At 59.8% G+C, this 22,482-nt stretch carries 17 protein-coding genes and 4 pseudogenes; 15 read left to right on the top strand and 6 right to left on the bottom strand.

Annotated elements, in window-relative coordinates:
• Positions 1–149 precede the first annotated feature (149 nt).
• Together ASG19_RS13640 and ASG19_RS13635 are read right to left on the bottom strand one after the other, a co-directional pair.
• Positions 150–1,298 carry a hypothetical protein gene (locus tag ASG19_RS13640; protein WP_156466506.1) on the bottom strand — a complete coding sequence of 383 codons (1,149 nt, stop codon included), beginning with the start codon at positions 1,296–1,298 and terminating at the stop codon, positions 150–152.
• Between the two features lie 452 nt (positions 1,299–1,750).
• Complete coding sequence (locus ASG19_RS13635; RefSeq protein WP_062458180.1) at positions 1,751–2,854, bottom strand: LacI family DNA-binding transcriptional regulator; 1,104 nt, start codon at positions 2,852–2,854, stop codon at positions 1,751–1,753.
• Positions 2,855–3,091: 237 nt separating this feature from the next.
• On the opposite strand from ASG19_RS13635, the gene ASG19_RS13630 reads away from it, so the two are divergent.
• From ASG19_RS13630 to ASG19_RS13595, 8 genes and pseudogenes are all read left to right on the top strand, one after another.
• A complete protein-coding gene (locus ASG19_RS13630; protein ID WP_062458175.1) occupies positions 3,092–4,159 on the top strand; it encodes an ABC transporter substrate-binding protein in 1,068 nt (355 codons plus the stop codon).
• A gap of 10 nt (positions 4,160–4,169) precedes the next feature.
• A complete protein-coding gene (locus tag ASG19_RS13625; protein WP_062458172.1) occupies positions 4,170–5,702 on the top strand; it encodes a sugar ABC transporter ATP-binding protein in 1,533 nt (510 codons plus the stop codon).
• Positions 5,699–6,661 carry an ABC transporter permease gene (locus ASG19_RS13620; protein ID WP_062458171.1) on the top strand — a complete coding sequence of 321 codons (963 nt, stop codon included), beginning with the start codon at positions 5,699–5,701 and terminating at the stop codon, positions 6,659–6,661. Before ASG19_RS13625 ends, ASG19_RS13620 begins: the two co-directional genes overlap by 4 nt.
• Positions 6,658–7,599: an ABC transporter permease gene (locus ASG19_RS13615; RefSeq protein ID WP_062458168.1), complete on the top strand. Its 942-nt coding sequence runs from the start codon at positions 6,658–6,660 to the stop codon at positions 7,597–7,599. The genes ASG19_RS13620 and ASG19_RS13615 overlap by 4 nt, the downstream gene beginning before the upstream one ends.
• Positions 7,596–8,552, top strand: coding sequence for an amidohydrolase family protein (locus tag ASG19_RS13610; RefSeq protein WP_062458165.1), 957 nt, complete (start codon positions 7,596–7,598; stop codon positions 8,550–8,552). Before ASG19_RS13615 ends, ASG19_RS13610 begins: the two co-directional genes overlap by 4 nt.
• Positions 8,545–9,857: pseudogene (locus ASG19_RS24680) on the top strand (alanine racemase). The gene ASG19_RS13610 and the pseudogene ASG19_RS24680 overlap by 8 nt, the downstream one beginning before the upstream one ends.
• A gap of 148 nt (positions 9,858–10,005) precedes the next feature.
• Positions 10,006–11,019: a succinylglutamate desuccinylase/aspartoacylase family protein gene (locus ASG19_RS13600; protein ID WP_062458162.1), complete on the top strand. Its 1,014-nt coding sequence runs from the start codon at positions 10,006–10,008 to the stop codon at positions 11,017–11,019.
• Between the two features lie 56 nt (positions 11,020–11,075).
• The gene (locus tag ASG19_RS13595) at positions 11,076–12,263 is read left to right on the top strand and encodes a hypothetical protein (RefSeq protein ID WP_062458159.1); all 1,188 of its coding nucleotides are present in this window, start codon (positions 11,076–11,078) and stop codon (positions 12,261–12,263) included.
• Between the two features lie 361 nt (positions 12,264–12,624).
• Here ASG19_RS13595 and ASG19_RS13590 read toward each other — a convergent pair whose 3' ends face one another.
• Entirely contained in the window at positions 12,625–13,530 is a 906-nt protein-coding gene (locus tag ASG19_RS13590; RefSeq protein WP_062458155.1) for a LysR family transcriptional regulator ArgP, read from the bottom strand.
• A 92-nt stretch (positions 13,531–13,622) separates the two neighbouring features.
• Here ASG19_RS13590 and ASG19_RS24450 point away from each other — a divergent pair.
• From ASG19_RS24450 to ASG19_RS13555, 7 genes and pseudogenes are all read left to right on the top strand, one after another.
• Positions 13,623–13,904 (top strand): annotated as a pseudogene (locus ASG19_RS24450) (LysE family transporter); the annotation flags it as partial.
• 1 nt (position 13,905) lies between these two features.
• The coding region (locus tag ASG19_RS24445) for a LysE family transporter (RefSeq protein WP_244476167.1) at positions 13,906–14,335 on the top strand (430 nt) is incomplete at its 5' end.
• Positions 14,336–14,449: 114 nt separating this feature from the next.
• Positions 14,450–14,590 (top strand): annotated as a pseudogene (locus ASG19_RS13580) (LysE family translocator); the annotation flags it as partial.
• Positions 14,591–14,603: 13 nt separating this feature from the next.
• On the top strand, positions 14,604–15,518 hold the full coding sequence (locus tag ASG19_RS13575; protein WP_062458149.1) for a dihydrodipicolinate synthase family protein: 915 nt from the start codon (positions 14,604–14,606) through the stop codon (positions 15,516–15,518).
• A 13-nt stretch (positions 15,519–15,531) separates the two neighbouring features.
• On the top strand, positions 15,532–16,695 hold the full coding sequence (locus tag ASG19_RS13570; RefSeq protein ID WP_062460332.1) for an MFS transporter: 1,164 nt from the start codon (positions 15,532–15,534) through the stop codon (positions 16,693–16,695).
• Positions 16,696–17,385: 690 nt separating this feature from the next.
• A complete protein-coding gene (locus tag ASG19_RS13560) occupies positions 17,386–17,898 on the top strand; it encodes a hypothetical protein (protein WP_062458144.1) in 513 nt (170 codons plus the stop codon).
• A complete protein-coding gene (locus ASG19_RS13555) occupies positions 17,898–18,509 on the top strand; it encodes a hypothetical protein (RefSeq protein ID WP_062458141.1) in 612 nt (203 codons plus the stop codon). Before ASG19_RS13560 ends, ASG19_RS13555 begins: the two co-directional genes overlap by 1 nt.
• Before the next feature lie 108 nt (positions 18,510–18,617).
• On the opposite strand, the gene ASG19_RS24440 is transcribed toward ASG19_RS13555, so the two are convergent.
• The 3 genes and pseudogenes from ASG19_RS24440 to ASG19_RS24320 form a co-directional block, all read right to left on the bottom strand.
• The gene (locus tag ASG19_RS24440; RefSeq protein ID WP_062458139.1) at positions 18,618–19,193 is read right to left on the bottom strand and encodes a hypothetical protein; all 576 of its coding nucleotides are present in this window, start codon (positions 19,191–19,193) and stop codon (positions 18,618–18,620) included.
• Between the two features lie 2,091 nt (positions 19,194–21,284).
• Entirely contained in the window at positions 21,285–21,857 is a 573-nt protein-coding gene (locus tag ASG19_RS13535; RefSeq protein ID WP_244476166.1) for a hypothetical protein, read from the bottom strand.
• A 405-nt stretch (positions 21,858–22,262) separates the two neighbouring features.
• A pseudogene (locus ASG19_RS24320) lies at positions 22,263–22,482 on the bottom strand (hypothetical protein); the annotation flags it as partial.

Below are 22,482 nucleotides of genomic sequence, written 5' to 3'. Positions count from 1 at the left end.
TCGAAAGCGTACGACCGCGTCGGAGAGGTAAGGGGCGAATTGGCTCGGAAATTCTATTCTGTTTGAGTCCGGCTGCATACGGGTTACCCAGTGATTTGCAGCCACACTAGGAGGTTGTGATCGAGCAGGCAATCGCCAAATATTCGCTTCTACTTAATGTTGGATGCGACCTCTTTGGCGCAGGCGTCCAGTGTACCGACCTCTCGTCTGATCAGCTCAGTCCAAGACCCGTCGTCGAAGCTGAAGAACTGAACAAAGCATTTGTTTGTGTCGTAGTCGCCCCACTGGGAAATCAGCAGTTTGCTTTTCAGTTCGTACTTCAGCTTGAGGGAAAGATTATTTTGCCCCCCAACAGGGGCGTCGAACACTTCGCCTGTACGGCTATTCGCTACATAGGCAACCGAACAGCTACTTCCGCACCCGATCTGTATAACCGAATACTCACCCGCGAATGTCGGGCCTCCTGTCATCGCATTGGTGATTCCAGTGCGGTACCTGCTAAAATTGCTGTCCCGACCGTTGAAGTCCGGAAAATTCTGGGGACCTTCGTAAACCCGCGATACAGGCAACTGTGAAGGCCTGATTCGGGCTAGAGAAATGCCGCGTTCAACGACATTCGTGGTCGCAAACGACAGCGCCCAAGTCAGGGGGGTGTAGCCAGTGTCCAGTACGCGTGCCGCGCCGGTGGCCCTCTCCAGATAATCTCTCGTCGAGATAGTCAGCGACCGGAGAACCGCGGACGATCCTACCTTATCGTACGCCTTGTCACCGTATCGTTGACGTAAGTTGCCCAATGCTTCCTGGTCAATGGATGTGATGAAGCGGACGACGTTCGCAGTCGCTGCGACGTCGTAGAATGCAGAGAACTCAACTGAGCCTGACGAGTTTGCAGCCACGGGTAGGATTTTCTCATACAGAAGACCATTGCTGGAAGTTCTAGACCGGATGTCCGATAATTTGGTCCGTCCAAAGCGTAAATCACCGAAACCAGCAGATGGACCAACCTGGCTCCCTGACCACGACTGCTGAAGCGATACTATTTGGTTTGAGGAGAGCTCAAGCGTTACAGAGAATTCGACGCCATTCGGCAGCCGGTATTGGTTGGTTGTGTAGCCTGCGACAGTTTCGGTTTTCTGCGGATTGCCAAAACGGTTTGGTACAGCACTGTCGCTTCCCAGCGTGACGCCTTCAATTGTCTGGGCAGGGAGCGAAACCGGAAGCGCTGCCATCGTGACCGCAATGCTTGCGGCAGCTGGTAGTTGTTTCCAACTCGCGGCGAGCTTTGCGAAATAGCCCATGGCGTACCTTAACATACTGACTTCGCCAGTCATCGGCGACCCGGCGTCCCGCTAGAGGCTATCATTGCTCAAGTAGATGAAACCACGCAACGTGTATGCTTACAAGGCTCATATCTCGATGGCTGTAAGCTTGGCTTAAGGGACTTGAAAAGGCAGAGGCTTCACCAGGGCCGATCATACATCACGTGTCGCACCCGGTGACTCAACACCCTTTTCGGAACTGCGACTCTCTGCGCAGGGCGTCGTTCGAGGTCTCGATCGTAGTCAGTGAATTCATAGGGATAGCTTCCCCAACTGCCGGGCCGAAAGTTCAATCTCCCTTAAGACCTCTGATGCACTTAAGTGGGTGGAGTTAATTGCCACAGATAGTTGTACGTCAACAATGGAACGGTCGTGAGCGATGTCAGCATGAAGGTTAAGCCTATCCTGCTGACCGAGACCGTTATCATCTACTAGATGCTGCCCCGTTCGCTTTCGATCAGTTCAAGACACTTCAATTTAAGAGCGGGCGGCGTTCCAGACAGGCTTGCGATCAGCATTTCACCCGCTTCGCGACCAAGCAGTGCGCTGTCGATTCCTATCGTCGTCAGGCCGGGTGGGATCTCGGCGGCGATGTCGCTTTCGCCAAAACCGAGAATGCCGAGATCGTCGGGTATGCGTATGTTCAGGCGGCGGGCTTCCATCAGGCATCCGAGCGCCAGCACGTCATTGCTGCAGAAGAGCGCCTCCGGCTTGACCGGCTGGGACAATGCAGCGGCAATCAGGCGTCGTCCGTCCGAAACTCCATTGACATCGTCGATGAGATGTTCGCCGACAAACGTTAATCCGAGCGCCTCACATTCCCTGCGAAAGCCCTGCAGGCGCAAGGCACCGCGCCCACTGCGCCGGCCGATGTAGGAGACCGAGCGGTAACCCTTCCGGTGCAACATTTCTGCAGCACGTCGTCCAGCCTCCGTGTTGGAAAACCCGACCAGCATGTCGATGGGGTCGCGCGGCAAAGCCCAGGTTTCCATGATGGGTATGCCAAGTCCGCGCAGGAGCTCCCGATTGGTTTCCAGCTCTATGACACCCGTGAACATGACGGCGGCAGGCTTCATCGCGTGCAGGGAGCGGATGGCGGCGGTTTCGCGCTCATAGGAATAGGAGGTCTGACCCACAAGAAAAAGATAGCCGGCGTCTTCCAGCACGGCAGCGCAGGCTTTTAATGCAGAGGAAAACTGTTCACTCATTAGGTTGGATGCGAACGCCAGCACGACATTTGACCGGCCGCTTTTCAACGCGCTCGCGTGCGGATTGACGCTGTAGCCGGTTTGCTCGACGGCACGCTGAATACGCTGGCGCTTGTCCGCGCTGACCTTTTCCGGATTTCGCAACGCCCTGGAGACCGTGATCGGCGCAACCTCCGCTAGGCGCGCGACGTCACCAATAGCGACCCGCGCCAGCTTTCCCTTTTCTCGGCCGTCAAACAGGACTGGCTTTGATCCACCGGCGCCGGTGATGCGTACGACCTCGTCGTATACGAAGGTCGTCTCGTCTTCCTTGCGCTCGATAGCCATTGGTCTCCAATCTTTTGTTCCGGATGATGTTTAATCCGCGCTCTGGTGACAGGCAACCGCCAGATCTTGGGGGAGGCCAGCCTTGGATGCTCTCCGGTGCCCAGCACATGCAATAGGATTCTTGCGCGAATGATAACGTTGTCATTGACTCCACTATCGCTGATGGTAACGTTGTCATCAAGCGGCGACGCAGAGCCTTGTTCACAACCTTGCCGCCTTCAAAAAAAGGGGAACGACATGATCACCGTCACGACGCCAATCTGCGCCTCCATGCGCCGTCTTCTTGCCGCAGCAGCGACTGCCGCAATCATGGTTGCGACTACTGCAAGTGGTGCATCCGCTGCATCGGGATGCATCAAGGGTGACCGCAAGGCGCCTTACACGATCGGCTGGGCCAATATCTATTCGGTGCCGACCTGGATGAAGCAGACCGAGGGTACCATCACAGCCGAAGTCGACGAACTCAAGAAGGCCGGCCTCGTCAAGGACCTGATGATCACCGACGCCCAGGGTAATGCGCAAACCCAGATCCAGCATATCCAGTCGATGATCGATGCCAATGTTGATGCCATCGTCGTCATCGCCGGTTCTTCCAACGCACTGGACCGCGTCATCTCGGATGCCTGCGACAAGGGTATCGCCATCGTCAACTTCGACAGTCTCGTCAACACGGACAAGGTGACTGCGAAGATCAACACCGACTCCGCCGAATGGGGCGGGGCCGCAGCAAAGTGGCTGGTCGGCCAACTGGGCGGCAAGGGCAAGATCATCGTCATGAATGGTCCGGCCGGCATTTCGGTTTCAGACGATCGCCGCAAGGGTGCGCAGCCGGTTCTGGATGCCAACAAGGACATCGAAGTCATCACTGAAACGAACTCGGAGTACAACGTCGCGCCTGCCCAGGAAGCCATGACCAGCCTGCTCTTCGCCAATCAGGAGATCGACGGGGTGCTGTCCCTCGGTGGCGCGCTTTCGGCCGGTTCCGTTTTGGCGTTTGATCGTCAGGGGCGTGACCAAGTACCGATCACGGGTGAGAATGCCCGCCAGTTCCTTGAACTTTGGAAGGAGAAGGGCCTGAAGGGATGGGCGACAATGCAGCCGAACTGGCTGGGTGCATTTTCGGTCTATACGGCGGTGCAGGCTCTGGAAGGAAAAACCGTTCCAGCCTTCATCAAGGTTCCGCTGCCGGTCATCGACGACAGTTCCGTTGAGAGTTACCTTGCGCGCGCCGAAAACTTCCCGGCCGATGGATATATCTACTCGGACTATGACAAGGCATTGTTCGATAAACTCCTCGCCCAGTGAGGTATTCGACGTGACAGAGGTTCGGCCGATCCTGGAGGCGCGCGGGGTTTTCAAGGGGTTTTTCGGCAACCCGGTGCTGAAGGGCATCGATATCGCCCTTCAGCCGGGCAGGGTGCATGCCCTGCTCGGCGAAAACGGAGCCGGCAAATCCACCCTGATCAATCTTCTGTCCGGCGCCCTGACGCCGGACGAGGGCACGATCGCCATCGACGGGAAAGCCGTGGCCCGGCTGTCGCCGTCCATGGCGCGGGCGGCCGGGATCGGTGTCGTGCAGCAGGAGCTAAGCCTTGCCAGCCAGTTGTCGATTGCCGAGAACATCGGGCTGGGTGCCTATCCGAAGCGGTTCGGCCTGATCGACTACCGCGCGCTTGCGCGTGGAGCGCGGGATGTTTGCGAACTGGTCGGGGTCACAGAGCCGCTCGATACGCCAGTGTCGAGCCTGTCACTCGGGCGTCGCCAGATGGTCGAGATAGCCAAGGCACTCTTTGCCAAGCCACGCGTCCTCATCCTGGACGAGCCGACATCATCCCTTTCTGCCCATGAGGCCAGCGTTCTTGCTGACGTCATCTTTACGCTGCGGGACCGTGGTGTGGCCGTCCTCTACATCTCCCATCGGCTGAACGAAGTCCGCGCGCTTTGCTCGCATGTCACAGTTCTGAAGGACGGCGGCATCACGGCCGACCGGTCGCTCGATGGCATCGACGGGGAAGGCCTTGTCAGGCTGATGGTTGGTCGCGAAACCGGCGCACTCTTTCCGCCTCGTCCAGACATCGTGCCGGGCCCTCTTCGCCTCCGCACGAAGGGCTTTTCCGCCGGCATTGTGCGCGACGCCGATGTTCTCGGGCACGCCGGAGAAGTCCTCGGTATAGGAGGGCTGGTCGGGCAGGGGCAGGAGGATCTTCTTCTCGGCCTTTATGGTGCCATTCCAGCGAGATCCATCGAGACGAAGATCGATGGTCAATCCGGGCTTCCGAACAATGTTGCCGCCGCCAATGCCGCGGGCATTGTCTATGTGCCGGCCGACCGGAAGCATGAAGGTCTTGTGCTGACGCATTCGATCGCCTCGAACATCATCCTGCCGTCGCTCGCCAAGCTGGCGCGCCGGGGTCTGCGCAGCCGGGGCGCTGAGGCCGACATGATCGGCGATCTTGCCCGCCAGCTCATGATCAAGGGTGACGTGGCGCGACCTGTCCAGGCGCTTTCTGGTGGAAACCAGCAAAAGGTCGCTCTGGCGAAATGGCTTCCGCTGGATCCTGGCGTCCTGCTTCTCAATGATCCCACGCGCGGCGTCGACATCGAGACCAAGCGGGAAATCTACAAGATGTTGCGGCGTTTTACAGGCGAGGGCCGTCTTGTCATCCTTGCAAGCTCGGATACGCCGGAACTCGTTCATCTCTGCGACCGGGTGCTCGTGCTGCGGGAAGGCCGGGTCGTTTTGGAGTTGCGCGGGGACGCGATCACGGAGGAAGCGATCGTCGGCGCCGCGATGGGGATCGAGGCCGATGGCGAGACACGCATCGTTAGAGAAGAGGTTGCCCAATGACCCTTGCAACCTCATCGAGCCTTTACCGCGCCGTGCAACGCCGGCGAAATCGTGGCCTTCTCGGCCTGTACATCGTCGTTACCGCTTTTCTGATCCTCTATGCCGTGCTTTTTCCCGGTATCCTGTCGGTCGGCGGGTTTTCAAAATTCACGCAGAACTGGTTTCCGCTAGCACTGGTTGCCATGGCGCAAGCGCTGCTGATGCTGAACGGCGGCATTACCCTTGCCATTGGTCCGATGGTCAGTCTGGGCGCTGTCATTGCCGCAACGACCATGGGCGGACCCCTCGGCACGTTTGGTGGATTTCTCGCGGTCGCCGCTGCCGGTCTTTGCATCGGGGCGGCAACAGGCGCAATCGTTGCACTTCTGCGCCTTCCGGCGATCATCGTCACGCTGGCTGGCTCCTTCATTATTTCCGGCGTCGCTCTTATCATGTTGCCGCGTCCGGGCGGCTTCGTGCCGGAATGGCTCTCCACATTGCTGGCGGGCCATACGCCGATGGCATTCCTGCTGCTGGTGCTTATCCTCGGCCTCTGGAAAATCTTCCTCGCTACCCCCCTCGGGCTCGGCATCTATGCCGCGGGGGATAATCCGGTTGGCGCGTATCGGTCCGGCGTGCCGATCGATCGCGTAAAGATCGTCTCCTTCGCGCTGTCGGGTCTTCTTGCCGCGCTTGCCGGGCTATTCGTGGCGGCTCAGACGGGTTCGGGCGATCCCATAATTGGCACACCCTTTACCCTGAACTCTATCGCGGCGGCGGTTCTCGGCGGTGTCGGCTTTCTCGGCGGCAAGGGAACGATGCGGGGGGCGGTCTGCGGCAGCCTGCTGCTGTCAGTCATGATCAACGTCATGTTCTTTCTCGGTTTCCCTCCGGTCGCGCAATATGTCGCGCAAGGGCTCATCATCGTCGGAGCCGTGGCCGTACCTGAGTTACTAGGACGCTGGAGGACCAACCGATGAGCCTCTTGAAGACCATACTTCGCAATCCGCCACTTCTGACGTTCCTACTCGTTGCGCTCGTTTGGCTAGTTGCCGGTCTCACGCTGCGCGGTTTCGGTGCCTTTGGGCATCTGCGCTACCTTTTGGAGCTTGCATCTGTCATCGGCATCGCTGCTGCCGGCCAGACGCTGGTGATCCTCATGGGCGGCATCGACCTGTCCGTGGGCGCGGTGATCACCGTCACTGCCATCCTGCTGCCGCTTCTGTCGCCGGCCTGGGATCCGACGGGACTGGTCGGCGTCGTCCTGGCACTCGCCATCGCGATCGGCATCGGTTTTCTCAACGGGCTCGGCGCTGCGGTTCTCAGGGTACCGCCGATCATTATGACACTGGCCATGGCGACATTTCTGCAAGGCGTTCTCGTCCTTGTTGCGGGCGGCAGCGCGGTAACCGTCCAGAACCCGGCCGTCATCCTACTCGGCCAGACAAGACCTCTCGGGGTCCCTGCAGGTGTGGTTCTGTGGGTCGTCGTCTCGGCTGTCGTGCTGATGCTCATCCATCGCATGCCGATCGGTGCACGCTTCCTCGCTCTCGGTGCCAACCCGCTCGCCGCCCGCCTGTCGGGCGTCAGCCTAACGCGCAATACGCTCATCCTCTACTCGCTCTCCGGCTTCTTTGCTGGGCTTGCCGGCATTCTTCTGCTCGGCATGAACCGGCAGGGCTATGTGGGGATCGGCGATCCTTATCTGCTCACTTCGATTGCGGCGGTCGTGCTCGGCGGCACCTCAATCCTCGGCGGGCGCGGTACCTATGCGGGGACCATTCCCGGCGCCCTCCTTCTGGTCACCACGACGGCACTGATCACGGTCGTCAACGCCTCGCCCGGCTGGCGTTCGATCATGTTCGGGTCCCTCATTCTTGGCCTGCTGCTGATCTCGGGCAGGGAGGCACGCCGATGACGCGCTATGACGGACCGGTGATCGACCCGCATCATCATCTCTGGGATCTCGGCCTCAAGCGCCATCCCTGGCTGGAAAAGAAGTTTGGTGCATCAAGCGAGATGGTGTTCGGCCAGATGTCGCCCCTGCTGCGGGACTACGGCGTCACGGACTATGCCAGGGATGCCGCGCGGCAGAATATCGTGGCCACCGTTCATGTGGAGGCAGGCTGGTCGGACAGTCATCCGCTGGAGGAGAGCGCGTGGCTCGACACACTCGACCACACAGGCGGCATTGCGGAGCGCTATGTGGCCCGTGTCCGGCTGGACGATCCCGAAGCGAGGATCAAGATCGAGGCCGAAGCGACCAATCCGCGCGTTGTCGGGATACGCGACATCGTCAGCTGGCATCCGGATGCCACCAAAAGCTTTGCGCCGCATGCCGGGCGGATGAGTGATCCGCAGTGGCGTCTGGGGCTTTCGCATCTGTCCGGTCTCGGCCTGGTCTTCGACCTGATGCTCTATCCCTGGCAGATGCATGAGGCCTGCGATCTGGTTCGCAGCTTTCCGGAGACGCTTTTCGTCCTGAACCACGGGGGCAGTCCGGCGGATCGGACAGAGGAGGGGATGGCTCTTTGGAGAGACGGCCTCTCGTCTCTCGGGGAAGAGCCCAATATCCGCCTGAAGATTTCCGATCTGGTCGCCTATGACCACGGCTGGAGCTTCGAAAGCCTGAGGCCGGTCATCGAGCACTGCCTTGAAAGCTTCGGCGCTGCCCACTGCATGTTCGCCAGCGATTTTCCGGTTGCCGGCCTTCACGCCACATTCGACGAGGTCTACGAGGTGTTCCGCCGCGCCGCCGAACCGCTGTCGCTGGATGAGCAAACATCGCTGTTCTTCACCACTGCCAACAACACCTACCGGCTCGGCCTTGCCGAGGTCGAAACGCCTGCCATGAGAGAAAACCATGTCTGACGCCACCCTCAGCACCACGTCCACTCCTCTCCTCGACGACCGTGTCCGTGGCTTTCCACCGGGACACCCACCGTTGCCGCTTGAGGCGATCGGCTCACAGAACTGGAAGCCTTACGACGGTCTTATGGGACTGCCGCTGATGTCGCTGGATGAAGCGGCCTTCGCCGGCAACATCGAGGCGATGATGGGCTTTGTGAAGGACCATGGTGTCGAGATTGCTCCGCATGCCAAGACTCCAATGGCACCGGCACTGGCAGAGGCGCTGCTTTCGGCCGGCGCATGGGGAACAACGGTTGCCGACATCCGCCAATTGAGCGTGTTCCTGAATGCGGGCCGGAGACGGCTCATTCTTGCCAATGAAATCGGCGGGGTTGCGGCCGCGCGTCGGCTGTCTGCGCTGCTGGCCGGGTTCCCGGACGCGGAAGTTCACATCTTCGTCGACTCGCGTGAGTTAGTGGAAGCTCTTCGCCAGGCCTGGAGCGAACGCGACGACCTGCCAGCGCTCGGCTTTCTTATCGAATTCGGTGCCGGCCGGGCAGGCGCGCGAACGGTGCAGGCCGGATTGGATATCCTGGATCTCGTTCTTGCTTCGGAAACGCCAAAGCTCCGTCTGACAGGCATTGCTGCCTATGAAGGTGCAGCGGCAACCAGCGACGCCCGGGAAACGGCGGAGCGCATCCGCGGGCTTCTGCAAATGACGTCCGAATTTCTGGTCCTGCTACGGAGGCGCCTCGCCGACGCGCGCCCCCTGATCCTCACTGCGGGGGGCTCCGTTTTTTTGACATGGTGGTTGCCGGGCTCTCCGATGCGGTGGCGGCCGATCCGGGCTGCCGCCTAATTTTGCGCAGCGGCGCCATCTTCTTCCACGATCACGGGATCTATGAGCGCGGGCTTGCCGCTCTTGATGCCCGCGGCGGCTATGTCCGGCACGGCCTGGTGCAGTCCGCAGCTGCGGCCTTCGTTCCCGCGCTCAGGATCTGGGCGGAAGTTTTGTCTTGCCCGGAAACCGGACTTGCCATCTGCGCCATGGGTTTGCGCGATGTCGCCAACGATCAAGGTCTGCCGCGACCGCTTGCGCTTTATCGCGACGGGCAGTGCCGGGCCGATCTGGAGGGATGCGAGGTGCTGCGGCTCAATGACCAGCACGCGTTCATACGGGTAGGCGCGCAAAGCACGGTTGCTGTCGGCGACGTCATCGCGTTCGGCATTTCGCATCCCTGCACCTGCCTCGACCGACATGCCGTCGTCTATGGGCTCGGCCCCGATCATCGCGTGAGGCATGCCTATCTCACGAGCTTTGGTTGAGGATCGTAGGGTGCCGGTTTCGGTACCGACATTTCTTTCGTCGGAGACTCGACGCCTGGCGGAATGACCGAGCGTCTTGAACGCATGGGTCGACCTTCAACATACGCCGCGGCGCGCCCACTTTTTGCGCTGTTAGACTGGAGACAAAATGCACAGTGGCCTCGTCAATCCGATCGATCTTGCGAAAGAGGGCCGACAGGCCGGCTTTCTCGCGATCCCTTTTTCGATCGACCGTTCGCCCTACTACCAGATCCGTATTCCCGTCCTGCGCCTGAAGAACGGCGAGGGGCCGAGCATCCTGCTTATGGCAGGCAATCACGGCGACGAGTATGAAGGTGAACTTCAGTTGGCGCGCCTGATCCGGCACCTCGAGCCGTCAAAGATCAGGGGTGCCATGACCATCCTGCCAATTGCCAACGTGCCGGCGGTCATGGCGGCAAAACGCTGCTCGCCGTTTGACGGCGGCAATCTCAACCGCGCGTTTCCCGGCGATCCCTTCGGCACGCCGACAGCGCGCCTAGCGCACTTTCTCGAGACACAGCTCTTTCCCTTCCACGACATTGTCCTCGATCTTCATTCGGGCGGCACATCCATGGCGCATCTCCCCTGCACCCTGATCGAGCGACAGGCGGATGACGCTCGCTTCAGGCGCTCGGCCGAACTTCTAGCCGCCATGGGCGGTTCCCATGCCTTTATCGCCGACAATGGTCAGTCCGCGCCGACATCGATGGGTGCCGCCAGCCGTGCCGGCGCGATCGGGCTCTCGGGCGAATTTGGCGGCGGTGGAACGGTCACTCCGGATAGCATGGCGTTTACAGCTTGCGCCATCGACCGCCTTTTGCTGACACTCGGGATCGTTGACGGGCCGATCCTGTCGAGAAAACCTTTGCCAGCACCGGGTCCCCTGCAACTGCTGTCCCTGTCACGCCATAGTCAGGGTATTTATGCGGAGCGACGCGGCTGGTTCGAGCCGGCCGTCCGGCTCGGCGCTGCCGTCCTTCAAGGGGACATTGCAGGCTGGTATCACGACCTCGAGCGTTTGGATCAACCTGAGGAGGCGCTGCTTTTTGCCGAAGGCGGCGTCGTCATTTCGAGCCGGTTGCATTGCGACAGCCAGGCAGGCGATTGCCTCATTCAGGTGGCCGAGCCGATCGATGGCTGACTGGGCCATTCGATCCTACCTTGTGGACTTCATTTCAACGGACGAAAGGCAGCGCCATGCATCTTTCCATGTGGACCTATCCCTGGGACCTTCAGGACCAGGGACTTGTCGAAGCCACCGCCGAACTGCGAGACCGCGCCGGTCTCAACAGCATCAGTCTCGCGACCTCCTATCATGCGGGGCGGTTCCTCCAGCCGCGCAGTCCGCTTCAGAAGGCATATTTTCCCGAAGACGGTACGGTCTACTATCGTCCGCAGGACGCGACCTGGGTCGGAAAGGAAATCCGGCCGCTGATGGCCCAGAATGTGACCGAGCGCGGCGACATGCTGGCGGCACTGAAGCAGGCACGGGCGACCGGCGGCATAAAAGTTTCCTGCTGGACAGTCTGCCTGCACAACACGCGCCTCGGCATGCTCCATCCGGAACATGTGACGCGCAACGCCTTCGGCAACGCCAACTATTACAATCTCTGCCCGTCGAGCCCGGCCGCCCGCGACTATGTCGTGACTATGGTCGCCGAGATTACGCAGAGCTACAAACCCGACATGGTGGAGCTCGAAAGCCCGAGTTTCATGGGTTTCGCGCACGAGTATCATCACGAAAAAGACGGCGTCGGGCTTTTGCCGGAGGATGACTTTTTCATGTCTCTCTGCTTCTGTGATCATTGCATGGCGCGGGCGCAAAAGGCGGGTGTTGCGGTTGAAGGAGCACGCGACACGGTGAAGCGGTTTATCGTCGAGCTTTGCGAGCGGGAGGTGCCGGAGGCGCAGGTTCCCGGTTTCCCGGCGGAGGGCATCGATGCCTTCCGTGCCTGGCCCGACCTGTATAGTTACCTCAGCTGGCGTACGGAGCCGGTCACGAGCCTCGTGGCGGAGATCCGCGCCGCGGCCGATCCGGCAACGCGCATTGTTCTCATCGACCTTAAAGACGGCTGGCTCGGCGGCGTCGATCTCGCCGCAGTCGGCATGATCTGCGACGGTGCGATTCTGTGCTGCTACTCCATGGAGCCGGACGCCGTGTCAGACCTGATGCAGGCCGGTCGTACTGCTCTCGGACCAGAAAAGTATCTCGGAGCCGGATTTCGGGTGTTTTATCCCGAAGTCACCTCGGCTGAGGCACTTGCGGCGCGCGCACGAGCGGCAATCGATGGCGGCGCCGATGGCATTAACTTTTACAACTACGGGCTTATTCCGCAACGGAGACTCGATTGGGTTCGACAAGCCATTCATGGATTGCGAACGTAACTGCGAGGTTTCTATCGGACAGTGTTACTTGAGCATGATGCTCGTTGTGAGCCCGCAGTAACCATATCGGCTTCGATTGGGGGAGTACTTGTTTCCCCAATGAATGGCTGGCTTGCGAGTGCCAGTACCGACAAGGTAGCAGTTTCCGGAATGTCGATTTCATCGCAGCCGGCCACCATTTTTGCGTTCGCACCGCGATCTTGTGACCTTGGATAAGATCCGAACTGTTCATTCGTCGTCGCCCGATATGAAAAAGATTATCACCTAGCTTCAGTACCTTGATGCCGATCAACTGACTGGTCGTCGGTTCGGATTGGTTCAAGGCGTTGGGCTCAACGATGTCTGTAATCGGCCTGAGCACTCACTCCGCCTGAGCAAGAGAGCGCCTGGCAACATCCACGATTGTCGATGTCAACTTAGCAAGGCGATCCGCTGCCAACCGGTTGATGTGCCAATATAAGGCAATATCCACAGGGGTATCTGGGATTAGCTCAACGAGGCGACCAGCTGACAAGTGGTCTCTGGCGAGGTAGACAGGGTTCATCCCCCACGCCATACCCATTAGCGTGGCGTCGAGAAAGCTTTGTGTCGACGGCATCCAATGAGTCGGCAAATGAACGTCAGTACCGAGTGTGCGGCGAACCCATTGCGATTGAAGTCGATCTTTTTGGCTGAACGTCAGCGTCGGCGCATTGGCCAACGCCTCCGGTGTGACGCCGTCGGCAAAATAGCTGGCAATGAACTGCGGACTAGCGGTCGCGTAATATCGAAGTGCGCCAAGCGGAAAACGCCGACAGCCCGATATAGGCCTTTCCGAACTTGATACAGCGGCGACGACTTTCCCCTGCTGAAGCCAATCTCCAGTGTAATCTTCATCATCGACTGAGATGTTCAAAAGGTAGCTCGACGATTTCGAAAACTCTGACATGGCTTCCAAAAACCATGTCCCGAGACTGTCGGCGTTGGTGGCGATCCTTATGGTGACGCGTTGTCGAAAGTCGTCTTTGTCAGCCAGCGAAGGCAGTCCTTCAAGCAGGTCGTGCTCCAGCATGCCGACGTTTTCCATGTGACGACAGAGCTGTTCGGCTTTTGCTGTCGCCACGCAGGGAGAGCCGCGTACTACAAGCGCTGCTCCAACCCGTTCTTCTAGCTGCTTGATGCGTTGCGATACTGCCGAGGGCGTGACGTTCATCACAGCGGCTGCCTTTTCGAAACTGCCGGATTGAACGACAGCCAGCAGAACACGAAGCGCAGAGTAATCGATCATTAGTTTCACTTAACCGAGGTTAGCGGGTTTAATTAGCCTAATCCGGCTCGTGGGTCTATCTCGCTCCGACCTCATCTACATTTGAGCAAGTCCAGATGGATTTTTCGACCTATTTCACCGGAATGACGGTAGGGCTAAGCCTGATCGTCGCCATCGGTGCGCAGAATGCATTTGTATTGCGGCAGGGACTTCGAAACGAATTCGTCTTCGCGGTATGCCTGGCCTGTGCCCTTTCCGATGCTATCCTCATCGTCGTGGGCGTCACCAGTTTGCCGCAGATCGTGGAAGTTCTGCCGTGGCTCGATCCTGTCATGCGGTATGGCGGCGCTGCTTTTCTGATCTGGTACGGCGCCAAAAGCTTCATGTCGGCGTTGNGCAGATCGTGGAAGTTCTGCCGTGGCTCGATCCTGTCATGCGGTATGGCGGCGCTGCTTTTCTGATCTGGTACGGCGCCAAAAGCTTCATGTCGGCGTTGAGAGGCTCTAGCGCGTTGGAAGTTAGTGATAGCCTCTCAACCAGCTTTGCAAAAACGATGGCAATGTGCCTGGCTCTCACATGGCTGAATCCACATGTCTACCTCGATACGGTCGTGCTGCTCGGGACAGTCTCGACACGGTTTCCCGAACACCGATTTGAGTTCGCCGCTGGGGCGGTGACAGGGTCTTTCCTGTTCTTCTTTTCCCTTGGATACGGCGCGATATGGTTGAGGCCTCTCTTTTCCCGACCGTTGTCCTGGCGCATTCTCGAAGCCGTCATCGGATGCGTCATGTGGCTGATCGCGTTCAAGCTGCTAAGTCGCGTCTGATTTCAAGCAAAGGAACCATCATCGGCGGTTACGCTTTGCTGTTCTCGTCATCGGATGCGTCATGTGGCTGATCGCGTTCAAGCTGCTAAGTCGCGTCTGATTTCAAGCAAAGGAACCATCATCGGCGGTTACGCTTTGCTGTTCTCGACCGCGCCGATGATCCGTATCTACCGTCGCGCCCGTCGCTGGATCGAGGGCACCCTCGCAGTCCTGTATGGAGCGGCAAGCAAGAAGCTCCTGCTTTCGCGCTCATAACGAAGGAAACCTGATGACCCTGTTTCAAGGCCTGTCGGCATTTCCCATCACTCCAACTGACAAGGCTGGCGTTGTCGATACGTCAGCATTGGCGATCATTCTGAACCGTATTCAGGAAGCGGGCGCGGATTCCATCGGACTTCTCGGCAGCACCGGGGGATACGCGTTCTTGTCTCGTGATCAGCGACGCCGCGCCGTGGAAACCGCGCTGGCGACGGTCGGGGGGACGATACCCGTCATCGTCGGTGTCGGTGCGCTTCGGACAGACGAGGCTCAGGCGTTGGCGAGGGATGCCAGAGAGGCAGGGGCGGATGGCCTTCTCCTTGCTCCCGTCTCTTACACGCCTCTTACCGAGCAGGAAGTCTACGAGCACTACGCGGCAGTCGCTGACGTCGGACAGCTTCCCCTGTGCATTTACAACAACCCCAGCACCACGAAATTCACGTTTAGCGTTAAACTGATCGAGAGGCTCGCCAAGGTTCCAAACATCGTGGCGATCAAGATGCCGCTGCCCGCCAACGGGGATTACTCCTCCGAGATGGCCACTATCCGACGTAACACGGCATCTACTTTTGCGACTGGCTATAGCGGGGACTGGGGTGCTGCCGACGCGCTGCTGGCAGGAGCCGACGCCTGGTACAGCGTTGTGGCAGGGCTTCTGCCATCGGAGGCTTTGGCTCTTACCAGAGCTGCTCAATCCGGCGACATTGAGGGAGCGGAGCGCGTCAACAGGGCGTTCGAACCGTTGTGGTCTCTGTTCAAGGAGTTCGGAAGCTTTCGTGTTATGTACGCAATCGCGAAGATAGTTGGGGTAGGAAGCTTCGAGCCGCCCCGTCCAGTTCTGGGGCTACAACCTGAAGCAAGCGTCCGGGTCTCAGAGGCAGTCGATGGACTGCGTACTGCGGTCGACTTATCGGCTACGCATTAGCGTGGTCAGTCCAGTGGAGACATCGGAACAGGGAAGCACCGTCCTCGACGACAGCCAACGACCGAAAAAGTGGGCGCTTGTCCGCTGGTACGCTTCATCGGCCACGCTGACAGTGCCGCAGGCTGCGGGACCTGTCGCCTTTTCATTCGTCGCGCTCAGCCTTACTGGAGATACAAGGGGCGGCGCAGCCATGATTTTAGCCATGACGGTGGCGCAGATGGTCGGCGCTGTCCCGTTGGCGCGAGCCGGGAAGAACCTATCGGCCGCGACGGTGTTCAGGCTACTGGTCTGCTTTCGCGCTGTAGCTCTAGCCGCGATTGTTATCGGCGCAGAATATCACCTTCCGTTCGCATGGCTGGTGCTGTTCGCGGGGGTGGCAGGCTTGGTCAACGGCGCAGCATATGGCTATCTGCGATCGTTGCTAAACCAGTTCGTCCCAACCACGCGACTACCAAGAGCGCTTGGGATTGCGTCGACGCTGAATGAGGTAACCTTCGTCATGGCCCCGGTAGCGGCGTCCGGGCTCTCGACTTTTTCACCGATATTTTCTCTCGTTGCGCTGATGATCCTTGGGTCGTTGCCTGCGATTTTTGTTCCATGGACTGCTGTGCACCGTGTTGATGAACCTCCGACATTCAGCGGGACAGTTTTTACCCCGGAAGTGCTCATGTGGTTCGCGTGTGCAGCAGGAGGTGGCGCAACGGTCGCCGTCATTGAAATCGGAGCCGTGGCGCTGGCACTGAACTTTGGTTACGAACCCGCTCTCGCCATCCTGTTCACCGTACCGCTCTGCATCGCGTCCGTCGCCGGAGGCATCTGGATAAGCGTCCGAAACCGCATCGCTTCGCGAAAGGTCGTGCTTGTTCAGCTTGCCGTGATGGCCTGTGGGTTAGCGCTCGCAGCAGCCAATCATTCGATGGCGGTAACCATTGCTGGAACGCTGCTCATAGGTGCAGTGCTCACCCCTCTTGGCACCTACTACTCACTCGCTCTGGACGCTCTTGCCCCTCCTGAACGACGACCGGAAATCTTCGCGCTTCTGCGGACTTCCCAGGCAATCGGCGTCGTATTTGCAAGTGCATTGCTCGCGTTGGAGGGGCTATCAACGTCGATGGTCTGGGTAACCGTGCTTATGATTGCCGTGACTGCCATGGTAGGAGTCGCGTCTCGTGGATGAGCGTTCGATGTATTGGTTAACGTGAGGTTGACTACGTATTGCGACGACTGCAACCATTCTCGGATTGGGGCGTACAGTGGCTTATGACCAACGATCACCCGAGATTATGGCTTGCTGCGGCTATCGAAGCAAAAAGCCATAGGCAGATGTATGCAATCGCTATGGAGATTGGGGAGGCCGGCACTTTGGCTTCTCCGGCATTACGGAAGGCGGCTCGAAATCTCGCTCGTTCGCTCCACGGCGTAATCGAACTACCGATTGCGGACGCAAGCGTGTTAGCCAAAGCTGACCGACGGTTCGCTGTGTTGTTCGAGGTTTTGAAGAAAGCAGCCTCTGGGACACCGCCGCGTCTCGCGGCCTAAGCAAGTTCTCAAGAGAGTACGGATGGCTTGCCGCTGAAACTCAAGCTGCGAAGGAGGGTAGGGGTGCGCTGGCTCATGAGGCGGACGGCTTTGTCTATTGCCGGTTAGTGGAACTAACGGTGAGTTTGGCGCTGACAAAGCTCAGTGAAAATGCTGTGCGACTGAGGGTCGCGAGGTGGCTGGACGCGTTCATCGTCGACGATGGAGCTGCGACATGCGGATTTGCGTCCCGCCTAGCTGATGGCGTGCACAATTGCTCGTCCACCCGCTAGACTGCCGTTCACGTTTCTCCTGTATCGACAGAAGCCGTAGAGAGCCACCGCGCCGCATGTCTTATCGCACCATCTTCCCGCACCTTGCTGCGGCAGCCCTGTTTCTTCTTGGTCCTTCACCTGCCTTCGCAGAGGAGCCGGCCTTGCCGCTAGGTGCCGAGACCGCGGGTAACGCGCTGCCCAGCGAAATCATGCTGCGTGCGGCACCCCTGATGCAGGCGGGCAGCGGTGATGAGGCGACGTTCTGGTTCTATGCCGGACAACTTCGCTGGCGCTCACGCCTGAACGCCAGCCCAGCTCTGGACCCGAGCGGCGAACCCGCTCTGTTCTCGTCGCTGTTCGAGACACTCGGGCCGCCCGTCAATGATTGGGCATTCGGCGATATCCCCAAGCTCCAGCGGACGATCGACGCCGTGCTGCTTTGGGACGCACGTTATCCCGATCCTTCGCTGGATCCGGTTGTACACGAGCGGATGCGGGCAGGACTGAGGGGCCTTCGAGACCAGATCGGTCGGGAAGCGGACATGATCAGAACCGAGCGCGCCTCAAAGGGTCTGGAGAACCGATAATGCTGCGCATGAGGTGTTGCATCGACATGGAACGCTTGTCCCGCCTGCTGCTCGCCTCCGCGATGCTACTTGCCATCTCCGGATCCGCATCGGCGCAAGATGGTCCTGTCGCGGATCCGTTGCGCAGCGGTCTGGAGGGCGCACTGCGCGGCTGCGAGACTTGGGTCCTCGACCCGTCAAGCTGGCTGAACGATCCGACGCGCTTCCTGGCGGCCATCGATCTTGGCAGCGCGGTGTACGAGACCGAGAAACTGCCCGAGCCGCTCCTCCCCCCTGAGCCCCTCCGACGCGGCAACCGCTACTGGCGGATCAATGCCGGACCCAACGAGGGTTACGCGCTGGTGGTCTCGCGCGACATTCCGATGTGCCACATCACGGGCGGCGGCGGGGTCGACTTCCAGCCGGCGGCCGAAGCCATCGCCGTCTCGCCGGACTTCTCTGATCGCTGGGAGCGCATCGGCGAGGAGCGCCAAGAGGGCATGGTCTCGACCTTCTTCCGACTGCGCGAGGAGCCAAAGCTGGCGCTGGTCCTCAGCCGTGCCGACGCGCCGGGTGCACGACGTGACCGCGCCCAGGTGATTGCGACGGCGACCTACGACCTTGGTCGCTGAGGCGACGCAACTTCGTCTGGCCAGCGTGGTGGAAACGGTAAAACAAGAACCTCATCGTTCAGCGCCTCGATATCGAGCATNCCGCGCCCAGGTGATTGCGACGGCGACCTACGACCTTGGTCGCTGAGGCGACGCAACTTCGTCTGGCCAGCGTGGTGGAAACGGTAAAACAAGAACCTCACCACCCGGCGGGATCGGTCCCAAATGGCGCAGGACACGGTCATAGTTCTGGTTACTCGGTTGGTAGCGCAACTCACCATGTCCGACAACGGACCCGTCTTCGCTTTCGGCTCGCAGCCGCAGGACCAGCGTGCCATCGGGATCGCTGTGCGCTGAGCCGATCGACGCCTCCGCGGAAGGAGGAGCCGGCGCATGCCCCTGCGAATTGGCTCGCCGGTTGGCGGACGCCGCCAACGCTTCCAGCACTGCGACGAAACGTGGTCTTGGACAATCGGAGCCGACCTCCTGCAGGACGTCGTCGCCATCGAACAGGGCGACGCTGCACAGTTGGTCAGTCGGCTCCCCGATCATTGGCGGATCGGGATCCGGCATGATCCAGACCTCGTTCCCGGACGCAATCACGTTGCGCCGCTCGTCCTCCGAAATGGCGTCGGTGCGTTCGCGTTCGATCTCCACCGGCCCTCCCGCATCGGCTAGACGGGTCGTTGCCTGCCGGATCGTCATGAGGTCGAGATCAATGACGATTCAGCGAGCCAGCGGCGACAGGACGTTGCCGGTCGTGACCAGCATGCCGCGACGGGGCAGTTCACCAACAGGAAAAGGCGAGACGGACGCCCGCGCGGCTAGTGCGTGCGGGCGAGGCGATCTTTGCTTCGGCGTAACCGCGCTCGTGCGCCTCCGCTGCGACCGGCAAGATGGGGAGGAGGACGAGAAGCTCCAAGGTGCCCAGCCGTCGTAAACGGTCAAGCACTCCTTCGCGCCACTTGGTTCCAGTCTTGGACCGGTATGCGCCCGTCCTGCTGCCTTCCAGTAGCGAGCCCGCTTCTGTTCGTTTCACTCCGGCAATGCTATCTACGCTGGTCTCAGCCGTCATCCGTACTTGGTCAGCAATCCGGGTAGTAGGGGCTGACCTCGACCAAACAACCGAGCCGCTCGCCGAGTTCTTGCCCAAGCGCCGTCATGCCGTCCGGATCGCTGTGCTGCGCCAGGAACACAGACTGGTTGTCCGCGCCGGGTGCATGCGTGTAACAATGGGCATGAAGCGACGAGCCGCCCCCGCCCTTGGCCGGNGGATCGCTGTGCTGCGCCAGGAACACAGACTGGTTGTCCGCGCCGGGTGCATGCGTGTAACAATGGGCATGAAGCGACGAGCCGCCCCCGCCCTTGGCCGGAGTCATACGAATGACCTCCAAATGCAGAATTTCGGTGCGGTGCATGACGAAGAGCTGATCCGAAACCACAATCAGCGCTTCGCCGTCTGCTGACAGCCCAAGCATTCGCCGCCGGTCCTCGACCAGGTCTTCTGGGTCGCGCACATATTCGAGTTCTGTCTCGCCCGGCGCAAGGCGGCCAGCCTGTGCCATGCGCTCTATCCCGACATCCCCCTCGAATGCGAGAGGCACGGAGCTTGTCACCCATTCTCGTTCTCTTGCGCTTAGAGGCAGGCGGAAGCCCGTCGTCAGCGTCACGTGGCAGGCCCTGACGGGCCTGCAGTGCCAAAGCGATATTGTCGGCCACGGAAAGATCGCNGCCATGCGCTCTATCCCGACATCCCCCTCGAATGCGAGAGGCACGGAGCTTGTCACCCATTCTCGTTCTCTTGCGCTTAGAGGCAGGCGGAAGCCCGTCGTCAGCGTCACGTGGCAGGCGGTCCTGAGGCGAGGGTCGCGATCCTCGGACGGGTTTTGCAGATCTTGCGATTGCCACTCCGGCGGCCAGGCTGTCAGCGAGACCTCAGCCAGCCCCGACCGCCACGCGGCGACGATGGTATTCCATCGCTGACCGACCGGCGTGGGCCCGAGCGATGCCGTCAGATTGTCGGCGACGCGCCGAAGGTTGGCGTGCGCGTCGTCTTCGAACCACGCAAGGGCGGTGAAACGGCTAATCGGGAACTGGGGTGGGATGCGCTCAAAGGCGCTTGCCGTCCAGGGCGCAAGTGCACCTGGCAGGAGTTCGGCGTCGTTCAGGACGAGCGCTGGCCATTTGTAGATCGGATCGGGCAGAACGCCGCAGCGCGCCAAGACCTCCGTGCGCGTTTCGTGACGGGGTAAGCGCCAATCGTCTGCAACGCGTAGGATCGGGTTCATGCCATCGGCAAGCAATGGAACCTCCGCCGGCCCGGGGCCGTCGGGCCAGGACGTGAGCGGCACCAGTGCGATCTGCGTGCGGCGCAAGAGGCCGTTCAAGAAGTGTATCGCGGCCTCCGTTTATGTCCGCCGCTCACCTACGGGCCCAGTTAGAATACAAGATATGCGCTGCCCATGTCCACGTCCCGCACGTCTTGCCCGCAAGTGGACCGAAAAAAGTTGGCCGTTACGAGGGAGTGAGTTTCCGGAACAGATTAGACCGCTCACGGCCCATGCCGGCCGTTCGAGTGCAGGTAATCACTGGGTTAGATAATTTAATTTGAATATAGCGACAGGGTCGGCGGTTCGAACCCATCAATGCGAATGCGTGTATCGCTACGGCACCTTTACGCCCTCATGTCGGTCACAGAGGCCACCGTTTCGCCTAACTGAGAGCAGTCATCCTCTCAGCCGGCGCCACCATCATCCCTTTAAACCAACTGCGGTTGTGCCGAAATCTGGAGTGCGCTCAGGACTTCACTTCCGCAAGAGCGCGTCGCAGAGGGGCATCTGAAATCTGGATCGTGCCATGAAACGGAATGTCCATATCCAGGACCAGGTAGAAAGCCGTTGCAATCAGACTGGCTGCAACCGCAAAAGACAGAACCACGATCGCATTGCGGGGGGCACGATAACCGAAGCTGCCGAAGATTAGCGTGAGCCAGGCGGCCAGCAGGGCGATTAACGGCATTGGTATTGCACCTTCAGCGTTTTCCACGATACCCCACCTCTGTTCGACCAGCCGGTGATACTGCTGCCGGATGTCGATCAGCAAATTCTGCTGGAAGTCTCCAGACGGCTGGATTGAGAGGAGCGCGTTTCCGACCGCATCGAGCGCACGCCCGGCATCATCAGGCTTGGTCATGTCAGCTCTGACGGGATTTTCAACAGCATGCACCAGGTAGTCCTGAAGCCTGTCTCGGGCCTCCCTGCCTGTAAGGCCGTACGTCCGTAACGAGCGGTCGAGTAGGATGATATTGGTCGAGAAAGCATGGACGCTGGTATCGATGCTTTCGTAGGTGTTCTTGGCCGAGTTGATCATAAGGCCGAAAACCAATGACGACATTACAACGAAGATGTTGGCAACAAGCCGGACGACCGCGTTTGTCTCATCGTCGCGGTGCCGGGCGGGCATCTTCGGGGACAGAACCATCGCTCCGTTAGACGCGGCCGACAGGCACACGAATATCATGGCGGCAATCCATATTTCGTTCATCTATATTCCAGCGCGCATAGATCAGGTATCGCTCGATCCTATCGTATCACATGCTGCCGAGCCAAGCTGCCTGGTTCGTAAGATCCTGCTTCTTATGGATGATGCCTCGGCAGCGAAGAGCCGCAATAGTCCAGCCGCTCGCGCAGATTGACTGACTGCTCTGGAGCGATGGCGCTCTCGTTCGAAAACGCGACATCGAATTAGAACGCGCCAGCCACCGCTATCACTGACTTAAGATGCAAGGGAACGGCTCAAGGTTGCAGCGGGGATTTCGTTTGGGACTGCGGTCTCGACGCGATTCCGACCAAGGGCTTTTGCGCGGTACAGGGCGCCATCAGCGCTTGCGAGCATTTCGGCGAGGTCGTGGCAGTCCGGTGCCGCAAGACCAATACTGACGGTTGCCTGGGTCTTCAGGCCCTCTGCTCGCGCGGCTGTGATGGCGAACCGGCGT

This window comes from Rhizobium sp. Leaf306 (genome assembly GCF_001423425.1).
GTDB lineage: Bacteria > Pseudomonadota > Alphaproteobacteria > Rhizobiales > Rhizobiaceae > Neorhizobium > Neorhizobium soli.
The sequence above is the reverse complement of the archived record's forward strand: the minus strand, read 5'-3'. Positions and strand labels throughout refer to the sequence as shown.